The 21,173-nt window shown below is 67.2% G+C and carries 20 protein-coding genes; 7 read left to right on the plus strand and 13 right to left on the minus strand.

The annotated features are described in order from the left end of the window. Positions 1–8: 8 nt before the first annotated feature. The 9 genes from ASPU41_RS03410 to ASPU41_RS03455 all read right to left on the minus strand — a co-directional run bounded on the left by ASPU41_RS03410 (position 9) and on the right by ASPU41_RS03455 (position 9,228). The gene (locus tag ASPU41_RS03410) at positions 9–782 is read right to left on the minus strand and encodes an SDR family oxidoreductase (protein ID WP_069949730.1); all 774 of its coding nucleotides are present in this window, start codon (positions 780–782) and stop codon (positions 9–11) included. After that, complete coding sequence (locus tag ASPU41_RS03415) at positions 782–1,687, minus strand: dihydrodipicolinate synthase family protein (protein WP_069949731.1); 906 nt, start codon at positions 1,685–1,687, stop codon at positions 782–784. The genes ASPU41_RS03410 and ASPU41_RS03415 overlap by 1 nt, the downstream gene beginning before the upstream one ends. Positions 1,688–1,805: 118 nt before the next feature. After that, complete coding sequence (locus tag ASPU41_RS03420; protein ID WP_083266334.1) at positions 1,806–3,941, minus strand: TRAP transporter permease; 2,136 nt, start codon at positions 3,939–3,941, stop codon at positions 1,806–1,808. Further along, the gene (locus ASPU41_RS03425) at positions 3,938–4,453 is read right to left on the minus strand and encodes a hypothetical protein (RefSeq protein ID WP_069949732.1); all 516 of its coding nucleotides are present in this window, start codon (positions 4,451–4,453) and stop codon (positions 3,938–3,940) included. Before ASPU41_RS03425 ends, ASPU41_RS03420 begins: the two co-directional genes overlap by 4 nt. A gap of 6 nt (positions 4,454–4,459) precedes the next feature. Continuing rightward, positions 4,460–5,479, minus strand: coding sequence for a TAXI family TRAP transporter solute-binding subunit (locus ASPU41_RS03430; protein WP_069949733.1), 1,020 nt, complete (start codon positions 5,477–5,479; stop codon positions 4,460–4,462). A gap of 11 nt (positions 5,480–5,490) precedes the next feature. Next, on the minus strand, positions 5,491–6,168 hold the full coding sequence (locus tag ASPU41_RS03435; protein WP_231941156.1) for a carboxymuconolactone decarboxylase family protein: 678 nt from the start codon (positions 6,166–6,168) through the stop codon (positions 5,491–5,493). Then, a complete protein-coding gene (locus ASPU41_RS03440; RefSeq protein ID WP_231941157.1) occupies positions 6,161–6,907 on the minus strand; it encodes an SDR family NAD(P)-dependent oxidoreductase in 747 nt (248 codons plus the stop codon). Before ASPU41_RS03440 ends, ASPU41_RS03435 begins: the two co-directional genes overlap by 8 nt. Before the next feature lie 123 nt (positions 6,908–7,030). Beyond that, positions 7,031–7,714 (minus strand): GntR family transcriptional regulator, encoded by a 684-nt coding sequence (locus tag ASPU41_RS03445; protein ID WP_069949735.1) that lies wholly within the window; start codon positions 7,712–7,714, stop codon positions 7,031–7,033. Positions 7,715–8,007: 293 nt separating this feature from the next. Then, positions 8,008–9,228: an MFS transporter gene (locus tag ASPU41_RS03455; RefSeq protein WP_231941158.1), complete on the minus strand. Its 1,221-nt coding sequence runs from the start codon at positions 9,226–9,228 to the stop codon at positions 8,008–8,010. 278 nt (positions 9,229–9,506) lie between these two features. Here ASPU41_RS03455 and ASPU41_RS03460 point away from each other — a divergent pair, with 278 nt between their 5' ends. After that, on the plus strand, positions 9,507–9,836 hold the full coding sequence (locus tag ASPU41_RS03460; protein WP_069949737.1) for a hypothetical protein: 330 nt from the start codon (positions 9,507–9,509) through the stop codon (positions 9,834–9,836). Positions 9,837–9,945: 109 nt separating this feature from the next. On the opposite strand, the gene ASPU41_RS03465 is transcribed toward ASPU41_RS03460, so the two are convergent. After that, positions 9,946–11,052, minus strand: coding sequence for an exonuclease domain-containing protein (locus ASPU41_RS03465; protein ID WP_083266335.1), 1,107 nt, complete (start codon positions 11,050–11,052; stop codon positions 9,946–9,948). 547 nt (positions 11,053–11,599) lie between these two features. On the opposite strand from ASPU41_RS03465, the gene ASPU41_RS03470 reads away from it, so the two are divergent. Continuing rightward, entirely contained in the window at positions 11,600–11,860 is a 261-nt protein-coding gene (locus ASPU41_RS03470; protein ID WP_069949739.1) for a hypothetical protein, read from the plus strand. A gap of 62 nt (positions 11,861–11,922) precedes the next feature. Further along, on the plus strand, positions 11,923–12,495 hold the full coding sequence (locus ASPU41_RS03475) for an MOSC domain-containing protein (RefSeq protein ID WP_069949740.1): 573 nt from the start codon (positions 11,923–11,925) through the stop codon (positions 12,493–12,495). A gap of 19 nt (positions 12,496–12,514) precedes the next feature. On the opposite strand, the gene ASPU41_RS03480 is transcribed toward ASPU41_RS03475, so the two are convergent. After that, entirely contained in the window at positions 12,515–14,518 is a 2,004-nt protein-coding gene (locus ASPU41_RS03480; protein ID WP_069949741.1) for a vWA domain-containing protein, read from the minus strand. Positions 14,519–14,543: 25 nt separating this feature from the next. Further along, positions 14,544–15,932, minus strand: a complete 1,389-nt coding sequence (locus tag ASPU41_RS03485; RefSeq protein ID WP_069949742.1) for a sigma 54-interacting transcriptional regulator — start codon at positions 15,930–15,932, stop codon at positions 14,544–14,546. 215 nt (positions 15,933–16,147) lie between these two features. Between ASPU41_RS03485 and ASPU41_RS03490 the strand changes: the two genes are divergently transcribed. From ASPU41_RS03490 to ASPU41_RS03505, 4 genes are all read left to right on the plus strand, one after another. Continuing rightward, positions 16,148–16,717, plus strand: coding sequence for a histidine phosphatase family protein (locus ASPU41_RS03490; RefSeq protein WP_231941462.1), 570 nt, complete (start codon positions 16,148–16,150; stop codon positions 16,715–16,717). A gap of 22 nt (positions 16,718–16,739) precedes the next feature. Continuing rightward, positions 16,740–17,465: an SCO1664 family protein gene (locus ASPU41_RS03495; RefSeq protein WP_231941159.1), complete on the plus strand. Its 726-nt coding sequence runs from the start codon at positions 16,740–16,742 to the stop codon at positions 17,463–17,465. 160 nt (positions 17,466–17,625) lie between these two features. Beyond that, on the plus strand, positions 17,626–18,183 hold the full coding sequence (locus ASPU41_RS03500; protein ID WP_069949743.1) for a hypothetical protein: 558 nt from the start codon (positions 17,626–17,628) through the stop codon (positions 18,181–18,183). Beyond that, positions 18,180–21,026 (plus strand): ATP-binding cassette domain-containing protein, encoded by a 2,847-nt coding sequence (locus tag ASPU41_RS03505; protein ID WP_069949744.1) that lies wholly within the window; start codon positions 18,180–18,182, stop codon positions 21,024–21,026. Before ASPU41_RS03500 ends, ASPU41_RS03505 begins: the two co-directional genes overlap by 4 nt. Here ASPU41_RS03505 and ASPU41_RS22970 read toward each other — a convergent pair. Continuing rightward, positions 21,016–21,168 carry a hypothetical protein gene (locus tag ASPU41_RS22970; RefSeq protein WP_197515741.1) on the minus strand — a complete coding sequence of 51 codons (153 nt, stop codon included), beginning with the start codon at positions 21,166–21,168 and terminating at the stop codon, positions 21,016–21,018. The two genes, ASPU41_RS03505 and ASPU41_RS22970, sit on opposite strands and share 11 nt — an antisense overlap. Positions 21,169–21,173 lie beyond the last annotated feature (5 nt).

The raw sequence follows: 21,173 nt of genomic DNA on the forward strand, positions 1-21,173 counted from the left end.
TCTCTCGGTTAGTAGGAACGGACGAGTCCGCCGTCGCAGCGGATCTGTTCCCCGGTCACGTAGGATGCAGGTCCGCTCGCCAGGAAGGCCACGACTGCCGCGAATTCCTCGGGCCTGCCGTACCTGCCTGCAGGGATCGATGCTTCCGAGGCCGCCCTCGTCTCCTCCGGCGAGCGGCCGGTGCGTTTGGCCGCCGCTGCGTCCAGTGAGCCAACGCGATCGGTGTCGATGCGGCCCGGGAGCACCATGTTGACGGTCACGCCGTCCTTTGCCACCTCCGCCGCCAGGGTCTTGAGGTAACCGGCGAGCCCGGCCCTCCCGATGTTGGACAGCGCCAGGTTGGGTAGCGGCTGCTGCACCCCGCTGGAGCCCACTGCCACGACGCGCCCCCACCCGCGTTCCCGCATGCCGGGTAGCACCAGGGCGGTGAGCCGGATGTGCTGCAGCAGCAGCTGGTGCACGGCGTCAAGGGCCTGTCCGTCGGAGACGTCCGCGGCGGCGCCGGGAGGCGGTCCGCCGCCGTTGAGGATGAGCACGTCGACGGGGCCAAAGGCCTCCACCGCGGCTTCCGCCAGTGCGGAAGGGGCGCCGACGTCCGTGAGGTCAATGCCGATGCCGACGGCGGAATCCAGGCGGGCAGCTTCCGCCCGGACCAGGTCCCCGCGACGCGCAGCCAGCACCACGTTGGCGCCTTCCGCGGCCAACGCCCGGGCGATGGCGAGGCCTATCCCTGAGCTTGCGCCCGGAACCAGGACGTTCTTTCCCTTCAGACCGGTCTCCATCAGGCGGTCACCGCCCGAACGGCTTCGAGGTGGGCATCGATCAGGTCCGCCAGGGCTTGCGGCAGTTTCGGAGCGGGCGGCCGCACGCTGGACTCGGCGATGATGCCGCGGCGGCGCAGTACTTCCTTGCGCAGGGCCAGCCCGACGCCGGGCTGGGCCTCGAAGTTCACCAGCGGCAGCCACGGGGCGAAGGCCTCGCGGGCGGCGCGGAAGCCGCCGTCGGCCCATGCTGTCAGCGCGGCCTGGAGGCCCTCGGGATGCGAGAATCCGGTCATGGCACCGGCCGCGCCGGCGGCCAGCTCATCCAGCAGTCCCACTCCCCCCAGTCCGCCGTATACGGGTACGGACGTGGCGCGCGTCAGCGTGGCAATCGCGGAGGCGGTCGGCGGTGCTTCCGATTTGACGGCCACGATGAACGGGCACTGCGCCAGGACCTCGAGGATCTGCCCCGCCTTGATGTTCACGCCGGACGCCACGGGGTAGTCCTGCAGCACGATTCCCGCGCCCGTTGCCTGGTGCACGGCGGTCAGGTGGGCCGCGAGCACCTCGGGATCGGAGCTGTTGGCCTGCACCATCAGTGCGGCGAGGTTGCTGCCCGCAGCATTAACCGCGACTCGGGCCTGCTCCAGCGCCACGGCTGTTGAGCGGGCTGAAAGGCCCACCACGAGCGGCGTGTCCTTCCCCTCCTCCGCGACGGTGCGCACCACCAGGGCCTGCTCCCCGGCATCCAGGGATGCCCCCTCGCCGAAGACGCCAAGCACCACCATTCCGGTGGCCGGTATTGCGGTGTAGAGCTGCACTTCGCGGCGCAGGGAATCGGTGTCCACGGCAAAATGCGGTCCGCTGAACGGTGTGGCCAGGACTCCCCAGAGCCCTGGGGCGAGGTGCGGGATTGGTGTCGTCATAGTGATGCGTTGTCCTTTCGGCCATGGGCCATCGAAACTGTGGGGCCGGCGCTGGCCAGCGGCGGCGCCGCGGCTGGCGTCCGGGCATTGCGGACGCCAGCCGCGGCGCCCGTGAAGGTCACGTCCGCTCTGGCTTTGCCTCCCGGGACGCGGACACGCCGGCGGCGCCGTCCGGTTCGTCCCGGCGATGCCGGCGCAGCCCGAGGATATGGACCAGGACGCCCAGGGCGATGATGGCCGCCCCGATACCGATGTAGAGGGGTTCCATGACCAGCATGGGCAGTGACCCGACGCCCAGCAGAATCCTTTCGGGCCAGCGGGCCGGGCCGAGGAGCCAGGCCCCGGTTGCCACGGCAAGGGAGGCCACAGCCAGGAGCGAGACCACGAACGCCAGTGCAACCGTCCCCGGACCGCCCTGCAGGAGCAGCCCGACGCCGTCGTCGGACAGCACAAAGATGAACGGGACCAGGAACGCCGACAGCGTGTACCGCCAGGTGAGCCACATCGTCTTGATGGGCTTTCCGCCGGTAATGGCCGACGCCGCGAACGGCGACAGTGCGGTCGGCGGTGACACCTCGCTGAGCACCGAGTAGTAGAAGATGAACATCGCAGCCGCGAAGGCCGGCACGCCGACATCCTGCAGGGCGGGTCCGATGATCACCCACGAAATGATGAAGCTGGCCGTTACCGGCACGGCAAGTCCCAGGAGGGTGACGGAGATCGCGGAGAAGATGGCGGTCAGGAGAAGGCTGCCGCCGGCAAAGTCCACGATGATGTTCGCAAGCTTCAGGCCCAGGCCGGTGAGGGTCATGATGCCGACGATCAGGCCGGCGGCCGCCATAACGGGGATCACGGAGAGGGCGCCCATGGCGCCGAGGGCGAGCGCGTCCCAGATGCGCTTGGGCGTCAGCCAGGACTGGCGGTCCAGGAAACTGAGGATAAATGCGAGACCCGTAGCGTAGACCACGGCCCGGAACGGTGTCATGCCCAGGGACATGAACACCACGATCGCGATGAGGGAACTGAAGTGGTAGCCGAACCGCAGCAGCAGTTTGCCGACCGGCTTGACGTCCAGCTCCACCGCCCTGGTCTTGAACCGCCGGGCGTCCATTTCGATGGCGAGGATGATGCCGAAGTAGTAGAGGACGGTGGGAATGGTGGCCCAGATGAGCACCTGGAGGTACGAGACTCCGAGCAGCGCGGCGATGATGAAGGCTGCGGCGCCGAGGGTGGGCGGGGACATGATGGCGCCGATACCGGCAGCCGCCAGGATGGCGCCGCCGTGTTCCTTCGGGTAGCCGGCCTTGCGCAGCAGGGGCCAGGAGATGCCACCGAGGGTCACGGTAGTGGCGACGCCGGAACCCGACACGGTGCCGAGCAGGAAGCCGGCCAGGGTCACGGTCCGGCCGGGGCCCGATTTCGACTGCCCGAAAGCGGAGAACGAGAGGTCGATAAAGAATTTGGTGGCGCCCGAGGCGCCCAGGACGGCGCCGTAGATGGTGAAAAGAATGATGTACGATGCCGCGACGTCGGTGGGAACCCCGAACAGCCCCTGTGTGCCCATGACGTTGTGGCCAATGAGCCGGATCCAGTTGAAGGAGGCCGTGTTGAACGGAGCAGGAACGAAGGAACCGAACGCCGCATAGGCGAAGAAGCCCATCACGACAAGCGGGACGAGGATGCCCACCGTCCGGCGGGCTGCCTCCAGCGTGACCAGGATCGCGATCACGCCCATGGCCAGGTCGAGGTAGGTCGGCGTGATTGCGCGGCGGAAAAAGCTGTCCCAGTCCGAGATGATGTAGGCGAACGGAACCACGGCAATGGCGGCGAGCAGCCAGTCCAGGATGGGCGGGTTGTCGGAACGTCCGGCCTCCTTGGCCGCAGCCGAGCGGCCCCACCCGCGGTAGACCAGGAAGGTCAGGGGCAGCCCGAACATCAGGAACGCGGGCAGGTAGAACTGGGTGGGCATCGGATTGAAGACCCAATAGAGCGCAAACAGGGACAATGCCACACCAATGATTTTCACCGCGGTGCCGGGTAGCCCGCTCAAGTGGCGTGCGGGTTTCTCCGCCTCAAACTCCGCGATCAGCGCCTCTTCGTCAATCACCCCGTCCCTAGCCAGGTCCATAGGGTTGACGGCGGCGTCATTGTCCGCGTCCGCCCGCTCGGTGTTCCCCTTCCGCACGGTACTCCCCGGGGGTTCAGGCGAGGTGCGTGCGTCAACGGCTCCGTTGCCGTTGGGTGTCTCGGTCATGGGGTCTCCTTGAGGGATAACACAACGAACGGGTCGCTGTCTTCGACTAACTTCCATAGTTCAAGCGGCGGGGCACCCGGGATGTACACGGTGCGGCGGCCCAGGTCCGTTGCTGCCAGCGACAGCCGGCTAAACTCCGCGGGGTGCCCCGGGTCGGGGTCGGTCACCCATTCCCTGCGGTCGGTGTCCCCGGCCGCCGACGGCGGTCCGGGGACGGCGTAGTACTCTTCAAGCACCGCCAGCTGGTCGGCGGCCAGCTGCGCCAGGCGGTAGCTTCCGTCCTCCTGCACGGTGTACCGCTCTTCAGCGACGGTGCCGTAGATCGAATTGCGGTAGCTCACCGCGAACGTGTCCCCGGAAAGGGGAATGCTGGCCAGCACGCCGCCGTCGTTGCTGATCACCAGGGCACGGGGACCGTGGGATTCAGCCGGCGCGCCGGCCACGGCAATCCCACCCGCTCCCAGCATGCCGAGGCAAACGAGGCCGACGACGGCGGCGGCTGGCTTAGGCATGGGGTCCTAGCTTCCGGCCTTGTCGAAGTAGGCCTTCGAACCTTGGCAGGTCTCCACGAAGGCGACCTTCCCCGCGGTGGCCCGATCCATCTCACTGGCTGCGGGATGGACCTTGATCAAGGCCTCCTTGTTCTCAAAGAGGGCGGTGGTGATGTCCTGCTGAAGCTTCTGGTCCATTTTCTTGCTGGCAACCAGGATATTCGGCGAAGCGATCGCCGGGACGGCCTCGGTCTGCCCTTCATAGGTGTTGGCCGGAATGTCCTGCTTCACGTAGTAAGCGCCGTATTTCTGCGCGAGCGGGTCCGCGTACTCCCCGATCGGCAGCAGCTTCATGTCGCCGTCGCCGGCCAGGTCAATCAACGCGCCGGTGGGCAGCCCGCCCGACCAGAATCCGGCGTCGATCGTTCCGTCGCGCAGCGCAGCGACGGTCTCGGCCGCTCCGAGCTGGCGGCGCTGGATGCCCGAGGTCGGATCGATTCCGGCGGCCTCGAGGATGCGCAGCGCCCCTACCTCGGTGGCGGAGCTGGGCGCGCCGACCGAGACGACTTTGCCCGCCATGTCCTTTACGTTCTGGATGCCTTTGTCGTTAACCGTGACGGCCTGCATGAAGTTGTTGTAGATGTTGCCAAGGGAGCAGACCTCCAGGGGCTTTCCCTTGAATTCGCCCTCGCCTTTGACTGCATCGGAAACCACGTCGCCCACAGCGAAGGCGAGCTGCGCCGACCCGTTCTCGATCAGCAGCATGTTGTCCACGGAAGCGTTCGTTTCCTGGACGGTGGCATTGTAGCCCTCGACCTTGTCCCCGATCACGGTGGCGAAGCCACCACCCAGCGGATAGTAGACGCCGCCGGTGCCGCCCGTAGCGATGGACAACGTGCCGCCCTGGCCCGACGCGCCGCCTCCCCCGCCACCGCCGCCGCTGGGGGCGGGGCTGCCGCACGCGGTGAGGAAAACTGCCGGTACAAGGGCTGCTGCTGCGCAGAGACGCTGCAAGCGCCTCCGGGCAGGGATGGTCATAGCGGTCATGGTTGTTCTCCCTAGGTGGTGATGGTGTGGGTTGGATGAATGTCAGTCGGCCGGATGTGCGGTTCTCCGGTGCCGGCTGGCGGAACGGGGACATCCCCGGCGGCGAGGATGCCTGCCAGCAGGCGGTAGTAGCCCACCAGCACCGAAAGCTCCGTAATGCCTTCGTGTCCGAAGTGTTCAAGGGCGGCCGCATGTATTTCGTGGCCGACGGTTTTGCCGCGCAGCAGGGCGCGCGTGAGGCCCAGCGCCGCGCTTTCGGTGGCGGTCAGCGTGTCCGGGAATTCGCCGTCGCGCAGCTGGTTCAGCTCGGTGCCGCTGATGCCCACGCTTGTGGCGACCCGGCTGTGCGCATACCACTCGTAGGCGGATTCCAGTTCCGCGGCGACGGCGCAGATGACCAGTTCCCGGGTGCGGTCCGGCAGTGACCCGCCAAAGCGCAGGGCGGCACCCAGGGCCTGTACCGCGTTTCCAATCGCGGGCGAGTACAGCAGCGCGTTGAAGGGGCCGTTGAGGCGGCCGGTTTCGTCGACGATGGAAAACGGCCCGTTTCCCCTCGGCGGGCCGGCGATGGCGCCATACAGATCGCGCTGCTGATCCGAGAGTTCATCCGGGGCGAGGAGGGGGAAGCGGCCGACCCGGGGTGATCCCGGCGCGGCGGACGAGGCTTCCCGGTGCGTCGATTCAGACAAGGGTCCTGCCCCCGTCCACGTACAGGACATGGCCGGTGACGAACGCCGCCTGGCGTGAGGCCAGGTAGAGAACGGGACCGGTGAGGTCGTTGACCGTACCGAGCCGGCCGGCCGGGACCATCGAGGTGTAGTGCTCGCGGACCCCGGGGCGGTCCAGATGCGTCCTGGTAAGTTCCGTCTCCACGTAGCCGGGGGCGATGGCGTTCACCGTCACTCCGCGGGAGGCCCACTCGCGGGCCATGACCCGGACCAGCTGGTTGATGCCTCCTTTGCTGGCTGCGTAGGGGCCGTGGTCCGGATGTGCCAGGATGCTGGAGACCGAGGAGCAGTAGATCTGTCGCCCGAAGCCGGCCTCGACCATCACGCGGCCGGCTGCGCGGCCCAGCCGGAAGGCGCTGGTGAGGTTGATCTCCAGGATGCGGTTCCAGTCCTCATCCGCAGTTTCGAGAATCGGCACCCGGTGGTTGACGCCAATGGAGTGCACCAGAACGTCCAGCCCGCCGAGCCGGTCCTGGGCTGCCGCAACGGCATCATCGCAGCCCTCCGTGGTCGTGAGGTCGAGACGTTCGGTGGCCGCGCCCGGGCCAAGGGCAGCCAGCCGCGAGTCATCGCGGTCCACCGCGAGCACGCTCGCCCCGGCTGCCACGAATTCCTTAATGCAGGCGCTCCCGATTCCGCCGGCGCCGGCAACCAGGACCCGGGCACCGCTCAATCCGAGCCAGTCGTTCACGGACGGCACGACAATCCGGCGGGCGGTTGTGCCACGCCTGCGTTGAACGCCGCATCATTGCAGGTTTCTCGAAAGACCATTTGGATAATGTATCCAATTTTACGGTTAAGTGTAACCCGTGTCACACAATCGTTATGTTATCTGGCTCGGGACTTCCAGGAAGGTTCGGAGGGCATCCACGGCGTGTTCCCGGTGCTCGTCCAGCAGGGCGACAAGCAGTTCCGCGTCCCCCTCCGCGTAGGCCTTGACGATCCGGGCATGTTCCCGCTCCACCCTGGCCCGGTTGCTTTCCGCCCCGTAGTACACGAACCGGTACGCCTCGGTGGCGTCCCACAGGACCTGGACGATCCGTTCCAGACGCGGCATGCGGGCCGCTGCCAACAGTTCGAAGTGGAACCGCCGGTTCGCCTCGGTCATCTTCAGCAGATCACCGGCGGCGCTGGCCAGTTCAACGTCCCTGGCCGCCGCCCTCATCGCGGCGAGCACACCGTCGCTCCGGTTCGCAACGGCAACCCGGGCGGCCTCGGATTCCAGCAGCTGCCTGAGCCGGTAGACCTCCAGGAGGTCCGTGAGTGACAGGCTGGCGACTTTATGGCCGCGGTGCGGCTCGTAGACCACCTGGCCCTCGCTTTCGAGGACCTTGAATGCTTCGCGGACGGGAACGCGGCTGACACCGAACCGCTCGGCGAGAGTGTTCTGACGAAGCGGCTGTCCGGGCAGGAACTCCCCTGCGATGATTGCGCGCCGAAGCTCGGTAAGGACGAAAGCCTGGGCCGTGGGAGGGCGCCTAAGCTCTTTCGCGGCGTCCTCGCTCATGCCGCCACCGCCAAGACATCTGCTTTCACACCTGAATTCTAACGGGGCGGGCCTCCGACGCCGCTATTCCGGCCGGACAGACCCTGCTCGCCGAGGTGGTCACGGTCCGCTGCCCCTTGGTCATGGCGGGGTCATTGAACATCTGCTCGACGGGCGCTTCGCCTGTCTTGGCACGTTCCGGATGCGAGTGATCCCCCTGCGCCCTGGTGCCTGACGCCGCGGTCTCGATCGCCTCTCCCACATCTGCACCGCTGCGGGAGTCATCGGCCTGGACGTCCGCACCGGACCTTATATCAGGCTGACCCGCTGATCACCCGGTCACGCCCGGCCAGCAGACCCGTCACGGCGAGAACCGCCATGATGCCCGCGGTGACGAGGAGCGGAAGCGTCCAGCCTCCGCTCACGTCCCGAAGTCCACCGAACATCACCGGCCCCACCGCAGCGAGACCGTAGCCGACGGATTGTGCCATGCCGGACAGGGACGCTGCCTGCGGGTAATTCACAGTCCGGAGGCTGAACAGCGACAGGGCGATGACAATGAGGCTCCCGCACCCGATTGCCCCAAGAATGACCCACAGCAATGTGAAATCCGGCGCAAGTGCCAGCCCGAGAAACGTCGCGAACGTGAGCCCGCCGCTCGTGAAGGATACAAGCCGCTGGTCCGAACCGCGGTGAAGGATTCCCCCTGTGGCAAGGCTGGCGAACACGCTGATGAGCAGGAATACGGACAGATGAACGCCCGCCGTAGTCGCGGGAACCCCCTGGCTTTGTTCAATGGTGGGCAACCAAGCCATCAGGACGTAGAAGGCGATCGATTGCAGTCCCATGAAGATTGTCACCTGCCAGCCCAAGGCTGAGGCCCAGGGCGACCGGTAGGAAACCTCCGGCCCGGTGGCGTGCGCGGCGCCCAACGCGGCGCCTACCCTGTGCCGGCGCAGCCACGGCAGGAGCACCGCCATGGCGATGAGAGCCAGCCCCACCCAGATTCCGAGGGAAAGCCGCCATCCCGCCGGGGACGTTTGTGCCACGGGAACGACGACGGCTGCCCCGATCGCGGCGAAAGCGGCCTGTGTAGCGGTGTAGCTTCCGGTGACCTGGCTGACCCTCATCGGAAAGTCCCGCTTTACCAGGGAGGGCACCAGGACATTGAGAAACGCGATGGCCAAGCCGATCAGTGCGGTGCCCGCCCAGATGACGCCGGGCACCGGTAAGGAGCGAAGCACGATGCCCGAGGCGAGGATCAGCAGGGACATCCACAGTGCCCGGTCAAGACCCAGACGGAAAGCGAAGCCGGGTGCCACGGGTGAGAAGACTGCGAAGGCAATGAGCGGAAGACCCGTGAGGAACCCCGCTGCGGCACTAGATAACTCAAGGTCGCTGCTGATGTTCCCAAGTACCGGTCCCACGCTGACAAAGGACACCCGAAGGTTAACCGCGATGAGCAGAACACCGATGAAGGCGAAGCCGATCCTGGCAGTGCGGTCCGGCGCGTTCCGGGTGGCAGCTGGCATCATGCGTTCTTCCATCCTTCGGGAGGCGAGGAGCGCCCTCGCGCCTCTTACTATTCCGCCTTGGTCAGATAAAAGTTGACTAGGCATTTCAATTTGCCGACAACCCACCTTATGCCGAGCCGGTTGAACTGCCGCGTACGCCGTCGGTCACCACGAGCAGGACAGGCATTGGAACATCGTCTCCGGACCACCCCTTCCGTTGCACTGGGATCGATGGCAGGGTCCGGTCGGCAGGCATAAGCTGGTACCAGAACGTCTCTTCCAGCGCCGGGAAGGTCATCATGGACTCTGAAACCGCCGATGTCATCGATCACGATGTCACCACCATCACCTGCGTGTGCGGCAACACCGTCAGCCAGGACGGGTTGATTCAGGCCAACTCACAGGGCGTCCCCGTCTACATCGGAGACATCAGCCCGGTTCCCGCCGAGCTGGCGGAATGGCCTGCGGATGAGGATCTCTACACCCTGTGTCCCTCGTGCGGCCGCGTCTACCGTGACTCGGTCATCGAAGAGACAGGGACCGCGCCCGTTGCTTTCCGAGTCGACGTCAGCGCTGGCCCGATTGCTGAGGCCATCCGAGTTCACTGGAACCTCAGCGCCCAGGAATGAACCTGGTGAGCGGACGACGGCGGGACCTCCCGCCGTCGTCCGTTTGCGTTTTACCTCTCCCGGGGACTGAAGCTGCCTGGCCTCTGTCCAGGTTTGACCATTCAGATGGTTACTTCAGGCCAAAGACTCGCTTGAGCGTGATTAGCCACCGTGGCGTACTGGCAGAAGCAGGACGATTCGATGTCCCAGCTTTGGCCTTCGGTCTGGTGCCAGGAACGACGGGTGCCACAAGAGGCACGGACGGCAAGACCTCCCTGTTGACTTTCGCACCGACCAGAAGCTGAACGAATTGCCGCTCGCCCAGCACCGTGATTTGTTGGCCCAGTGCCATGTAGTCGAAGGCCTTGCGTTCCTTACCGGAAGCGCCCAAGTCCCCGGCAGATGCCGAGTGCATAGAGTCTGACCGCCCGAGGACGACATAGGTTGTCTTCTTGGTCACTCCCTGACGATTGGTCGCTCCGCAGTCCGCCACCGCGGCCATGGCGTCAAGCCTTGAGAAACTCTGCAGCTCACCCGTGAAACAGAATGTGTGACCAAAAAAGGGATGCTGCGGGTCGGCGGCGGCATTGGGTTGCGGCAGATCAGCCAGGCGAAGGTTCCGCTCGGTCGTGTAATTAATTTGCCCGCCGACCGGGGTCCGTGTCTTAGTGGGCGCTGAAGCCTTGATTCTTTTCGCGCCGATCGGGGCAGCCCACATCTCAGCGACGGACTCGAGCTGTCGCATACGGGCTATGGCAAGCACCACGCTGGCGCACGCGATCGCATCCGCTCCGGCTTCGTGGTGTTCAAAGGGCGGGAGTTCTAAGTGTTCAGTAACGTCGTTCAACTTGTGACGCGGGAGATCCAGATGCCCGCGGGCGAGTTCCAGTGCGCAATAGAAGTCGTGCTGTGGCAGGTCGATTCCAGTCGCATCAGAGGCGGCTCTCATGACGCTCGCATCAAACCTGGCGTTGTACGCCACGAAGTGGCCGCCAGCAGCGAATCGGAAGATGCTTGCGAGTGACTCTTCCCAATTACGTGCAGTCACAACATCCTGTGGTCGGATGCCATGAATGCCGACGTTCCGGGGCTCAAAGTGATCGATTCCGCTCGGCGGCTTGATCAGCCAAGATGCTCGTTCGACTATCTCTCCATTTACGACCCTTGCCAGGCCGACTGCGCAGACCGAACCACGTTGACTATTGGCTGTCTCAAAATCGATGGCGGTGAAGCTCATTTCACGCACGGATATCCCCTATTTTCGATTTCGCACTTAGTTTCAAGATTCTTGGCCTGCTTCGACGCTCGCGCTGGCCGAGCCGGGCTTCGCACAGGATCTATCGCACGCCAACGAGCTGACCCGTCTCGCGCAGGTCCCTCTGGCCGGATGACAAGTCAGACATGGTTCCCCAATAGTCAAGCAATTATTCTCGAACGCTAGCAGCACCTACCGACAGAAACTCGCCACGTTGCTGTGGCGCTGGCTACGAGCCCAGGTCCCCGGCCTCGGGTGCGACGACGCGGCCGTCGAAGCGGCGGAACCTCCCGCCGTCGTCCGCTTGTGTTTTGGCGGGCTGATTCACCGAGCCTGTCGTTCACCCGTCTGCCGCCAACCAGTACCTTTCCAAGCTTCTCGAGTGGCCGCTTTGCGAGGGGCCGAACTGTCGATTTTCCCCGCTACCGCTGCATTCGAGGCCGTGGTACGTTCGGCATGATCAGGATGTCCCGACGCGGCCCCTTGACCAGCCCGGCTCCTGGCACCACCCCAGAAAGCGGAGGCAACGATGCCAACATTAGTGATCTTCCACGAAGTCGACGACGTTGAGCACTGGCTCAGCTCACCAAAAAGGGAAGAGGTATTCGGGCCTCTGGGCATCACGGTTCGAACGTTCATCGATCCGGCAAAGAGCCACCGTGTAGGCCTGATCGTCCAAGTCCCCGACATGGAAACTTTCCAGCGAATCATGGAGTCCGAAGCGGCAGCCGAAGCGATGAAATACGACGGCGTCCGTCCGGAAACGATCCTGACGCTCGTCGAGCCCTGATCACCGCCGGGCGTGACCCTGACGCGTGTTCGGCCTGGACCCCCAGACGGTAGTTTGATGGGATGACGGCTAGCTACAGATACGACGTCGAGATCCTGCACCTGCTCGTGTCGCCGGCGCACGCCTACTTCGGCCGCGCACGAGAGGGGGCCGCCGTTGTCCCCACGACAGATGCCGAGCAGGCGGCCTTCGTGGCTGGCAAGGGAATCGTCGGCGACCGGTTCTTCGGCAAAGCCGCGCACATGGATGCCGCTGTTACTGTGTTCGCCGTCGAGGCCCTCGAAGCGATCGCCGCAGATCTGGGAGCGGCACCCCTTGACCCGCTGCTGACGCGCCGCAACGTGCACATCCGGGGAGCCCAGCTGGCTCCGCTGTTCGGTCACGACTTCGCGCTGGAGTCCGGCGGGGAGCTGGTGCGTTTCAAGGCCGGGCGGCCCGCGCATCCGTGTGTGTGGATGGATGCGAAGCTCGCCCCGGGCGCCCACAAAGCCATGCGCGGGCGTGGCGGCGTGCGGTGCCAGGTACTCTCCGACGGCGTCCTGCACCGCGGTCCGGCGGTGCTGGTCAGTCCCGTGCCCCTCGATCCCGATCGTGCGGGAGACTCGACGCTGCTGAGCCCCTCGCGGCTGCCGTAGACCGACGCGGCGCCTCCATCTATTTGGCCCAGTCGGCGTCGTCGTAGGGGCGGCCGCGGAAATGGGCGCGGAGGTACGCCCCCACCACCGCGGCCCCCAGATCCCCGGCCTCGGGCGCGACGACGCGGCCGTCGATCCGGCGTGCCATCTGCTGGACGAACCGTTCCAGGCCCGGGTCGTCGCCGAGCCGGAAGAACGTGGCCTGGGTACCGGCACGCCCCAGCCGGTCCAGCTCGGCCACCGTGACGCGGATGGTCTCCGGGGCCGGCGGCCAGGAGAACCACGACTCACCGTCGGCCAGCAGGTGCGCGGTGGGTTCGCCGTCGGTCACCACGAGCAGGACGGGCTGCATCGACGGGTGCTGGCGGAAAAACCGGCCGGCCAGCAGCAACCCGTGGTGCAGGTTGGTGCCCTGCTCCCGCACCGCCGGCAGGGCCGTGAGCTCGCCGATGTCCATGGACTGCGCATAGCGGCCGAACGTGATCAGCTGCAGCCGGTCGCCGCGGAACCGGGTGGAAACGAGGTGGTGCACGGCGAGCGCGGTGCGTTTCATGGGCACCCAGCGCCCCTCGGCGGCCATCGAAAAGGACACATCCACCAGCAGGGCGACGGCGGCCTGCGTGCGCGCCTCCGTCTCCGTCACCTCAATGTCCCCTACGGCCAGACGCAGGCCGCGGCCCGGATCGCCGCCGCCGGCAATCGTGCGGCGGATCGCGTTGGTGATGGTCCGGGTGACGTCCCACGGTTCGGCGTCGCCGAACTCCCACTGGCGGCTGGAGCCGGTCTGCTCCCCTGCCGCCCCGGCAACCCGCGTGTCCCGGCGCCCCTGCCGGCCGGAAAGCTGCTTGGCGGTGTCCCGCAGCAGCGACCGGCCGAGCCGCCGCATGGCCTGCGGCGAGAGCCGGAGGTCGCCGTCAGCCCCGCGCTGGAGGAAGCCGCCGTCGTGCATGGCCCGCTCGATCTCCGCCAAAGTGCGGGCCGACACCGCGGCGTCCTGCCCCAGCTGGCGGGCGAGGGCGTCCAGGTCCAGGTCTTCGAGGCGGGAGCCGTTGTAGGACTGGGAGAGCTGTTCGGCCAGCTCGTCCAGTTCGGCAAGGTCCTGCAACACGCCGGTGCCGTCGCCAAGCCCGAGCCCCTCCTCCCCCTCGAAGCGTTCGGAGCCGGTCCAGTCCTCGCCGGGGCGCAGGGCCTGCAGGTTCGCATCAAGTTGGCCCAGCTGTGCCATAAGCCCGGGCGAGCCGAACGCCTGCGCGGAGAGCTGCATCAGCTCCTCGCGCTGCTCGGCGGACATGGATTGCAGGAGCCGCTGGGCGGCGGCCGCGCGCTGGGCGAGCGCGTCGATCAGCTCCTCAACCGACTGCGGGTTCTCCGGAAAGAAGTCGCCGTGCTTGGCCATGAACCCCTGGAAGTCCGCGTCGGTATCCTCGCCGCGCCGGTGTTTGTCGAGCAGCCCGTTGAGGTCCTGCAGCATCTCGGCCACGGCCGCGCGGTCCTCATCCGTGGCGCCCTCGAGCGCCTGCTTCATCCCGGCGAACCGCTGGTCCAGAATTTCGCGGCCCAGCAGATCCTTGATCCGCTCATAGGCTTCCCGGGCGGTGCTCGACTGCCAGTCGTAGGACGCCAGGTCGTTGACCGCCGCTGCCGTGGATTTGGGCAGGTTCTGTAGCTGCATCTCCCGGAAGGCGCGGTCCGTATCGTCCATCCGCACGTCGCGGGCCAGCTGCTTGCGCTCCTCCAGCACCGCGGTGTCCAGCAGCTTCCGGACCTCGTTGAGGGTGCCGTCCAGGTTGTGCCGACCCAAGAGGTCCTTGCGCCGCTGCTGGGCGCGGCCGGCGAGATCGTCAAGCCCTTCCCGGTTCCGGCCGCCGCGCCGCAGGTATTCCTGCAGGGCCTGCCGGGGCGAGTAGCCGGCCATGACGTCCTCGGCGACGGCGTCCAGCGCCTCCGCCAGGTCCACCGGCGGCGCGAGCGGATCGGGCCCGCCCGCGTAGCGGCCGTACCGGGACCGGTGGTGAGCGGTCATGAGGCCTCCTTAACCGTCAAGCTGCCTACCCGTAGATCGTCGCCTCGTCGTCGGAGTCCTTGGAGATCCGCCGGGCGAGGTAGAGCCCTTCCAGTGCCAGTTCGACGGCGGCGGCGCGCTGCCCGTCGTTTTCCGCGCCCAGGCGCTCACCGATCTCGTCGTAAAGGCGCGATCCGTTGAGGGACGGGAGGTTCTCGAGGAACTCCCGTGCGGTGACCAGTTCCCCGGTGGACACCGTGGTGTGCCCGTCGAGCGCCGCCACGAGTGCACCCATGTCGATGCCTTGGAAGTGCGCCCGGACGGCTTCCGCGGTGGCCATGCGCAGGAGGTGGTCCAGGATGTCCTGTTCCCGCCCTTCCTCCCCCGATTCGAACTCAATCTTCCCGGCGAGGACCTCCACCGCGGCGTCCAGATCGATGATCCGGGCCACCGCCTCATCCTCCCCGCGCACACTGGCCCGGCGCAGGGCCGCGGCGGCAACGGTTTCGGCACCGGCGATGGCGAACCGCGCGGAGACTCCGGAGGTCTGGTTGATCGCCGGGGACTGCCGCAGCGCCCGGGTGTAGCGGGCCAGGATCTCGAGGATGACGGGCGGGACGCCGGCCACCAGGTGCCCCTCCTGCCGGATCACGGCGACCTCGTCGTCGAGCTCGATCGGGTAGTGGGTGCGGATCTCGGCGCCGAAGCGGTCCCGCAGCGGTGTGATGATCCGGCCGCGGTTCGTGTAGTCCTCCGGGTTGGCGGACGCGACGACGAGCACGTCGAGCGGCAGCCGCAACACGTAGCCGCGGATCTGGATGTCGCGTTCCTCCATCACGTTGAGCATCGAGACCTGGATCCGCTCGGCCAGGTCCGGCAGTTCGTTGATGGCGATGATTCCGCGGTTGGAGCGCGGGACCAGGCCGTAGTGGATGGTTTCCGGGTCGCCCAGGCGCCGGCCCTCGGCCACCCGCATGGGGTCGACGTCGCCGATCAGGTCCGCGACGGAGGTGTCCGGCGTCGCGAGCTTCTCGACGTAGCGTTCCGAGCGGTGCCGCCATGCCACCCGCAGCCGGTCCCCCTCGGTGAGGGCGCGGGCGCGGGAGTGCTCGGTGATGGGTTCGTAGGGGTGTTCGTTCAGTTCCGAGTCCTCGATCACCGGCGACCACTCGTCCAGCAGTCCGGCCAGGGTGCGCAGGAGCCGGGTTTTGCCCTGACCGCGTTCGCCGAGCAGGACGACGTCGTGCCCGGCCAGCAGGGCCCGCTCGAGCTGGGGCAGGACAGTCCGGCGGAAACCGAACATCCCGGGCCAGGGGTCCCGGCCTGCGGCGAGCGCCGCGAGCAGGTTGTCGCGGATTTCGCGGCGCAGGTCCTTGTGCACGTGGCCGGAGGCACGCAGTTCACCAACAGTGAAGATATCGGGGCGATCGCTCACTCTCCTACGGTAGACCTCTACCCGGCCGGTAATCGAGGGATTCTTGCAGAATTCCTCCGCATTGGGATGCGGCCGGTTTACGCTGGATTCTGATGACTGCAGCAGCGCGTCCGGCATCGCCGGCACCGGGTTCTTCGTCGAAGGAGCCCTCACCCGAGCGGCAGGGCACGCTCCTGCTGCTGGTGCGCCATGGGGAGACGCCGACGACGGGCACGGTGCTGCCCGGGCGGGTTCCGGGACTGCATCTTTCCGACCGCGGCCGGGCCCAGGCCGAACGGGTCGCGGAACGGCTTGAGGGCCTGTCCGTCAGCGCCGTCTATTCCTCGCCGCTGGAGCGCGCCTGCGAGACGGCTGAGCCGACGGCGGCCCGCACCGGTCTGGAGGTAAAGCACGACGACGGTCTGCTCGAATGCGACTTCGGCGAGTGGACGGGTGCTGTGATCGCCGACCTGTCGTCCCTGCCCGAGTGGCAGACCGTGCAGCACAATCCGTCCGCCTTCCGCTTCCCGAACGGCGAAAGCTTTCCGCAGATGCAGGCGCGGATCGTCGGAGCCCTGGAGGCCCTCCGCACCGCCCACGCCGGGGGCGTGGTCGTGTGCTTCTCCCACGCCGATCCCATCAAGGCCGCCGTCGCCCACGCCCTGGGCACGCACCTGGATCTCTTCCAGCGCATCGTCATCAGCCCGGCCTCGGTTTCAGCCATTTCGTTTGTGGAGGGACAGGATCCCGCCGTGCTGATGGTGAATTCGACCTCGGAACCGTTGAGTGGGCTGAGGACGCAGTGAGTTCGGTGCTGCGTGCGTTGGGATGTTCGGTGAAACGGGGCAGACGGTGTCCGGCCGGGAGCTGACGCTGCTCACCGAGGGCCGCGTTGAACTGCTCGGACGCATTCCGCGCAGCAGCAACGAAACGTTCTTCGTCCAAGTTTCCTGCGGGGACGACTCTGCGTATGCGGTCTACAAGCCGGAAGCCGGGGAAAGGCCGCTGTCCGATTTCGAGCCCGGGCTCTTCCGGCGGGAACGCGCGGCGTACCTGCTCAGCGAGTCCCTGGCGTGGGGACTCGTGCCGCCGACAGTGATCCGCGAGGAGGCGCCGCTGGGGGTCGGTTCGCTGCAGTGGTTCATCGAGTGCGACTTCCAGGAGCACTACTTCACGCTGTACGAGGATGCACCCGAGACCCACGGCGAGCTGGCGCGGATCGCCCTGTTCGATTACGTCGCCAACAACACCGACCGCAAAAGCGGTCACGTGCTGCGCGCCCATAACGGACGGATCTGGGGCATCGACCACGGGCTGTGCTTCTCGGCGGGCTTCAAGCTGCGCACCGTGATCTGGGACTTCGCCGGTGAACCCATTCCCGACGCCCTGCTCGAGGACATCGCCCCGCTCGCAGAGGCCGTGCCGCCCGAGGTGGCCGACCTCCTCAACGAGGACGAGGTCTCTGCGCTGCAGCGCCGCGTGCAGCGCCTGCTGCAGGCCCGAGTGCTACCGGTCGACCGCACCGGCATGCGTTACCCGTGGCCGCTCGTTTAAGCGCACACCCCGGATTCCGAGGCCCTCCCGACGGTGCCGACCAGGCGCCATCCAAGGTGGCAAGGGCCTGCGGGTTTGCGACGTTGGTTTACAGGGAGACCTAACGTCACACAACACGACGGCCTCCGCATCCGGATCAGCAACGCCCTACCCTTGACACGTGACTTTGACTAAGATCCGCACCGCCGCCGCGAGCTCCCTCGCCGCCGCCGGTCTCCTGTTTACCCTCGCCGCCTGTTCCACTCCGGCCGCCACCCAGCCAGCCACCTCTGCCGCGGCGTCTACGGCAGCAGCTTCATCCAGTGCCGCCTCCGAGCCCTGCGCCGGTGTGAAGGTCATCGTCGATTCGGGCTCCCTGAAGCATGCCGCCGCTGACTCCTCCGTGTGCGTGACCGTGGACGGGCCGACGCCCGCTTCCAAGGTGCTCGACGAGGCAAAAGTGAAAACAGAGGGCACTGCCGAATATCCCAAGGAACTGGTGTGCCGTGTGAACGGCGTGCCCGCCGCCGACCTCGACATCGCCCACAAGGGCGGCACGTACCGGGAAAAATGCACCAAGATGCCCGCCGCCTTCGCCTACTGGGCGCTCTGGGTTAAGCCGGCCTCCGGTGACTGGGCGTACGCGCAGGAAGGCTTCGCCACCCTGCAGGTGAGCCCGGGCGAGAGCCTGGAACTGCTCTACACGGTCGACGGCGAACCGGCCGCCCCCGCGGCATGACCTTTCGACCCGCGCCGTTACGCGCGGCGGCGGTCCTCGCCGTCGTCTTCATCGCGGCGCGGGTCATCTACCGCATCCTCTTCAACGGGGCGGGCATTGGCGAACCGGTGCTGCTCGACCTGTCGGCGATCCGGCTGCCAGCCCCGTACGCCCACGTGGTCCTCCTCGGTCCGGTTACGGCGCCCGGCCTGTGGGCGGCGGTCCTCTCCGCCCTGCCGATTGCCGGGATGTTCCTCGCTTTCGGCCTGCTCAACGCCTTGGTGGACGTGGCCCGCGGCTTCGTGCACCTGGCCCGCCGCGGCCCCATGCAGGGAGTAGCCCGGATGCTTGTGGTGGCGTGGGCGGCGCTCCCGGCGCTCTCCGACGCCGTGACCTCCGTCCGCCTGGCGTTTCGGTTGCGGGGCGAACGCTTCGGCCCCCGCGCCCTGGTGCCGGTGCTCGAGCGCACCCTCGAGCACGCGGGCCGGGTCGCCGCGGCCTTGGAGTTGCGCGGCTTCGGAAGCGGGGCCGCACACCAACCCGGCCAAGGTACCGAAACACCGGTCCTCGTCCGGGACGCACACTTCCGCATCGGCGACGCGCAGGTCCGCGTCGCCGGATTCACGCCGTCGAGCGGGTCCATAACGGTCATTACCGGACCGACCGGCTCCGGCAAATCCACCATCCTGCGGGGTATCGCAGGCCTCCTTTCACACGTTGACGGCGGGAATATTTCCGGCACCGTGCGCGTCGCCGGAACGGACCGTGCCACCACGCCGCCGCGCTATACCGCCCGCCTCATCGGCGTCGTACTGCAGAATCCCCGCGCAGCATTCGCCAGCACCCGGGTCCGGGACGAAATCTCCCTCGCACTTGAGCTGCGCGGCATGGCATCCGGGACCGCCAAGATCCGGGTGCTGGAGGTCGCGGAGCGTATCGGGGTGTCGGCGCTGCTGGACCGGAATGTCAGCACGCTCTCAGCGGGTGAGGCAACGCTCGTGGCCATCGCGGCCGCGGTGGTGGATCATCCGGCTCTGCTCCTGGTGGACGAGCCCTTGGCCGATCTTGACACCGCAGCACGCGGACACGTCATCGCCGTGCTTGACTCCCTCGCCCGCGACGACGGTGTCTGCGTCATCGTGGCGGAGCACCGGGCTGCGCCGCTGGTCCCCGTTGCCGACTCGTGGTGGACCATCGACGACGGCGCCCTGGTACCGGGTGCCACGCCATCCGCGCCGTCGCTCGCTGGCGGCGCCCGTCCAACGCCTATACAGCCGGCGGAGCAAGTGCCAGTGCTGACTGCGACAAAGCTCGCGGTGCACCGCAAGGGCAAGCCACTCGTGCACAAAGCATCCCTGACCCTGCACCGCGGTGAGGTGATGGCCCTGGTGGGGCCGAACGGCGCCGGGAAGTCGTCCCTCCTGGTGGCGCTCGCCCTCGGTGAGGGAACGGTCGACGGCGGCACGGTCGACGGCGGCCGGGTCGCCCTCGTTCCGGATGCCTCGGACGACCTCTTCACCAGGGATACGGTGGCCGGTGAGCTCCGCGCAGCAGAGCGGCGCCAGACGCGTGCCGGGCGCCGCTCAGACCGGCGCAATGACCAGCTTCCCCCAAGGCCCGCGGCGTCACACCTGGCCCGTCTTCGAGGAGAGGTCCGCATTCCCATCGGGCACGAGCATCCCCGGGACCTCTCGGCAGGAGAGCGCCGGATCCTTGCCATCGCGCTGCAGACCATGGACGACCCCCAGGTACTCCTGATCGATGAGCCCACCCGAGGACTCGATCCTGCGGCGCGGGCAGCAGTTTCGGCGGCGTTGCGGGCGGCAGCGGACTCGGGCGCGGCGGTCCTGATCGCCACGCACGACCTCGACTTTGCCCAAGACCTCGGCGCCCGGATCCTCCCGATGCGTGACGGCGTCGCACCCTCTTCCGTGGCGGCCACTGCACCAGAAGCACCCCTCCCGCTTCCCCGGCAAGCAGGTGCCGCACCGTGGCCACGGGTCCTTGAACAAACAGACACCCAGAGCCCGGCTAGGCAGCGCCTCATCCGGATGCCGCGGGGCGTCGAGCTCGCAGTTCTCGCGGCGGCAAACGTTCTGGCCCTCGCAGCGTTCTGCTGGCCGCTGCTCGCCGCGGCCTTCCCGGAGGATGCCGCTGCGGCCCTGCCCTACGCGGCGCTGGCCACTGCGCCGCTCGCCGTCATCGCCATCGCTGTGTCCCTCGACGGTTCGGTCCGCTCCGCTCACACGGTGGCGTTGCTCGGCGTCCTGGCCGCAGTGGGTTCCGCGGTGCGGGTGGCGAGCACCGGCGTCGGGGGTGTGGAGGCAGTGTTTATCCTGCTGATCCTGGCCGGCCGGGCCTTCGGCCCCCGCTTCGGTATGCTCCTCGGCGCCGCCACCATCGCCCTCTCAAGCGCTTTGTGGGGTGGCATCGGCCCCTGGACTCCGTTTCAGATCTTCGCCTGTGCGTGGGTGGGCGCGGGAGCCGGCCTGCTCCCCCGCCGGGTGCGGGGCAAAGCCGAGCTGTGGATGCTGTGCGGTTACGGCGTTCTGGCGTCCTACGTGTTCGGCCTGCTGACGAACCTTTGGTTCTGGCCCTTCGCGGTGGGCGCCGGCACCGGCATCTCCTACGAGCCCGGCGCGCCGCTGGCCACCAACCTCAGCAGCTTCCTGCTCTACTCGCTGGTGACCTCGACGGCGGGCTGGGACACCCTGCGTGCCATCACCACGGTCATCGGAATCGCTGTGGTGGGGCGGGCCATTATCGCCGCACTCCGGCGGGTGAAGCCGGTATACAACGACGGCGGGCAGGCCACCAAGGCCCCACCCGCCGTCGTACCTGATCTGGAGGAGATCAGGCGTTAGTTTTCCGCTTGAGCCAGCCCCACACGGCCGTGGCCACGAACAGGATCAGGCCAATGAAAGCCAGCCACAGCAGGCCCTTCACCACGAAGCCGAGGATCGAAAGGACAAGCCAGATAATAAGCAGTGTGATGAAAATTCCCATAGGGG

Origin of the sequence: Arthrobacter sp. U41 (genome assembly GCF_001750145.1) — a bacterium.
In the GTDB taxonomy this organism is placed as follows: Bacteria; Actinomycetota; Actinomycetes; order Actinomycetales; family Micrococcaceae; genus Arthrobacter.

Excerpts from the sequence above, each read along its gene's own strand:
- ASPU41_RS03410 (WP_069949730.1), bottom strand. The coding sequence starts at position 782 with ATGGAGACCGGTCTGAAGGGAAAGAACGTCCTGGTTCCGGGCGCAAGC.
- ASPU41_RS03415 (WP_069949731.1), bottom strand. The coding sequence starts at position 1,687 with ATGACGACACCAATCCCGCACCTCGCCCCAGGGCTCTGGGGAGTCCTG.
- ASPU41_RS03420 (WP_083266334.1), bottom strand. The coding sequence starts at position 3,941 with ATGACCGAGACACCCAACGGCAACGGAGCCGTTGACGCACGCACCTCG.
- ASPU41_RS03425 (WP_069949732.1), bottom strand. The coding sequence starts at position 4,453 with ATGCCTAAGCCAGCCGCCGCCGTCGTCGGCCTCGTTTGCCTCGGCATG.
- ASPU41_RS03430 (WP_069949733.1), bottom strand. The coding sequence starts at position 5,479 with ATGACCGCTATGACCATCCCTGCCCGGAGGCGCTTGCAGCGTCTCTGC.
- ASPU41_RS03445 (WP_069949735.1), bottom strand. The coding sequence starts at position 7,714 with ATGAGCGAGGACGCCGCGAAAGAGCTTAGGCGCCCTCCCACGGCCCAG.
- ASPU41_RS03455 (WP_231941158.1), bottom strand. The coding sequence starts at position 9,228 with ATGATGCCAGCTGCCACCCGGAACGCGCCGGACCGCACTGCCAGGATC.
- ASPU41_RS03460 (WP_069949737.1), top strand. The coding sequence starts at position 9,507 with ATGGACTCTGAAACCGCCGATGTCATCGATCACGATGTCACCACCATC.
- ASPU41_RS03465 (WP_083266335.1), bottom strand. The coding sequence starts at position 11,052 with ATGAGCTTCACCGCCATCGATTTTGAGACAGCCAATAGTCAACGTGGT.
- ASPU41_RS03470 (WP_069949739.1), top strand. The coding sequence starts at position 11,600 with ATGCCAACATTAGTGATCTTCCACGAAGTCGACGACGTTGAGCACTGG.
- ASPU41_RS03475 (WP_069949740.1), top strand. The coding sequence starts at position 11,923 with ATGACGGCTAGCTACAGATACGACGTCGAGATCCTGCACCTGCTCGTG.
- ASPU41_RS03480 (WP_069949741.1), bottom strand. The coding sequence starts at position 14,518 with ATGACCGCTCACCACCGGTCCCGGTACGGCCGCTACGCGGGCGGGCCC.
- ASPU41_RS03495 (WP_231941159.1), top strand. The coding sequence starts at position 16,740 with ATGTTCGGTGAAACGGGGCAGACGGTGTCCGGCCGGGAGCTGACGCTG.
- ASPU41_RS03505 (WP_069949744.1), top strand. The coding sequence starts at position 18,180 with ATGACCTTTCGACCCGCGCCGTTACGCGCGGCGGCGGTCCTCGCCGTC.
- ASPU41_RS22970 (WP_197515741.1), bottom strand. The coding sequence starts at position 21,168 with ATGGGAATTTTCATCACACTGCTTATTATCTGGCTTGTCCTTTCGATC.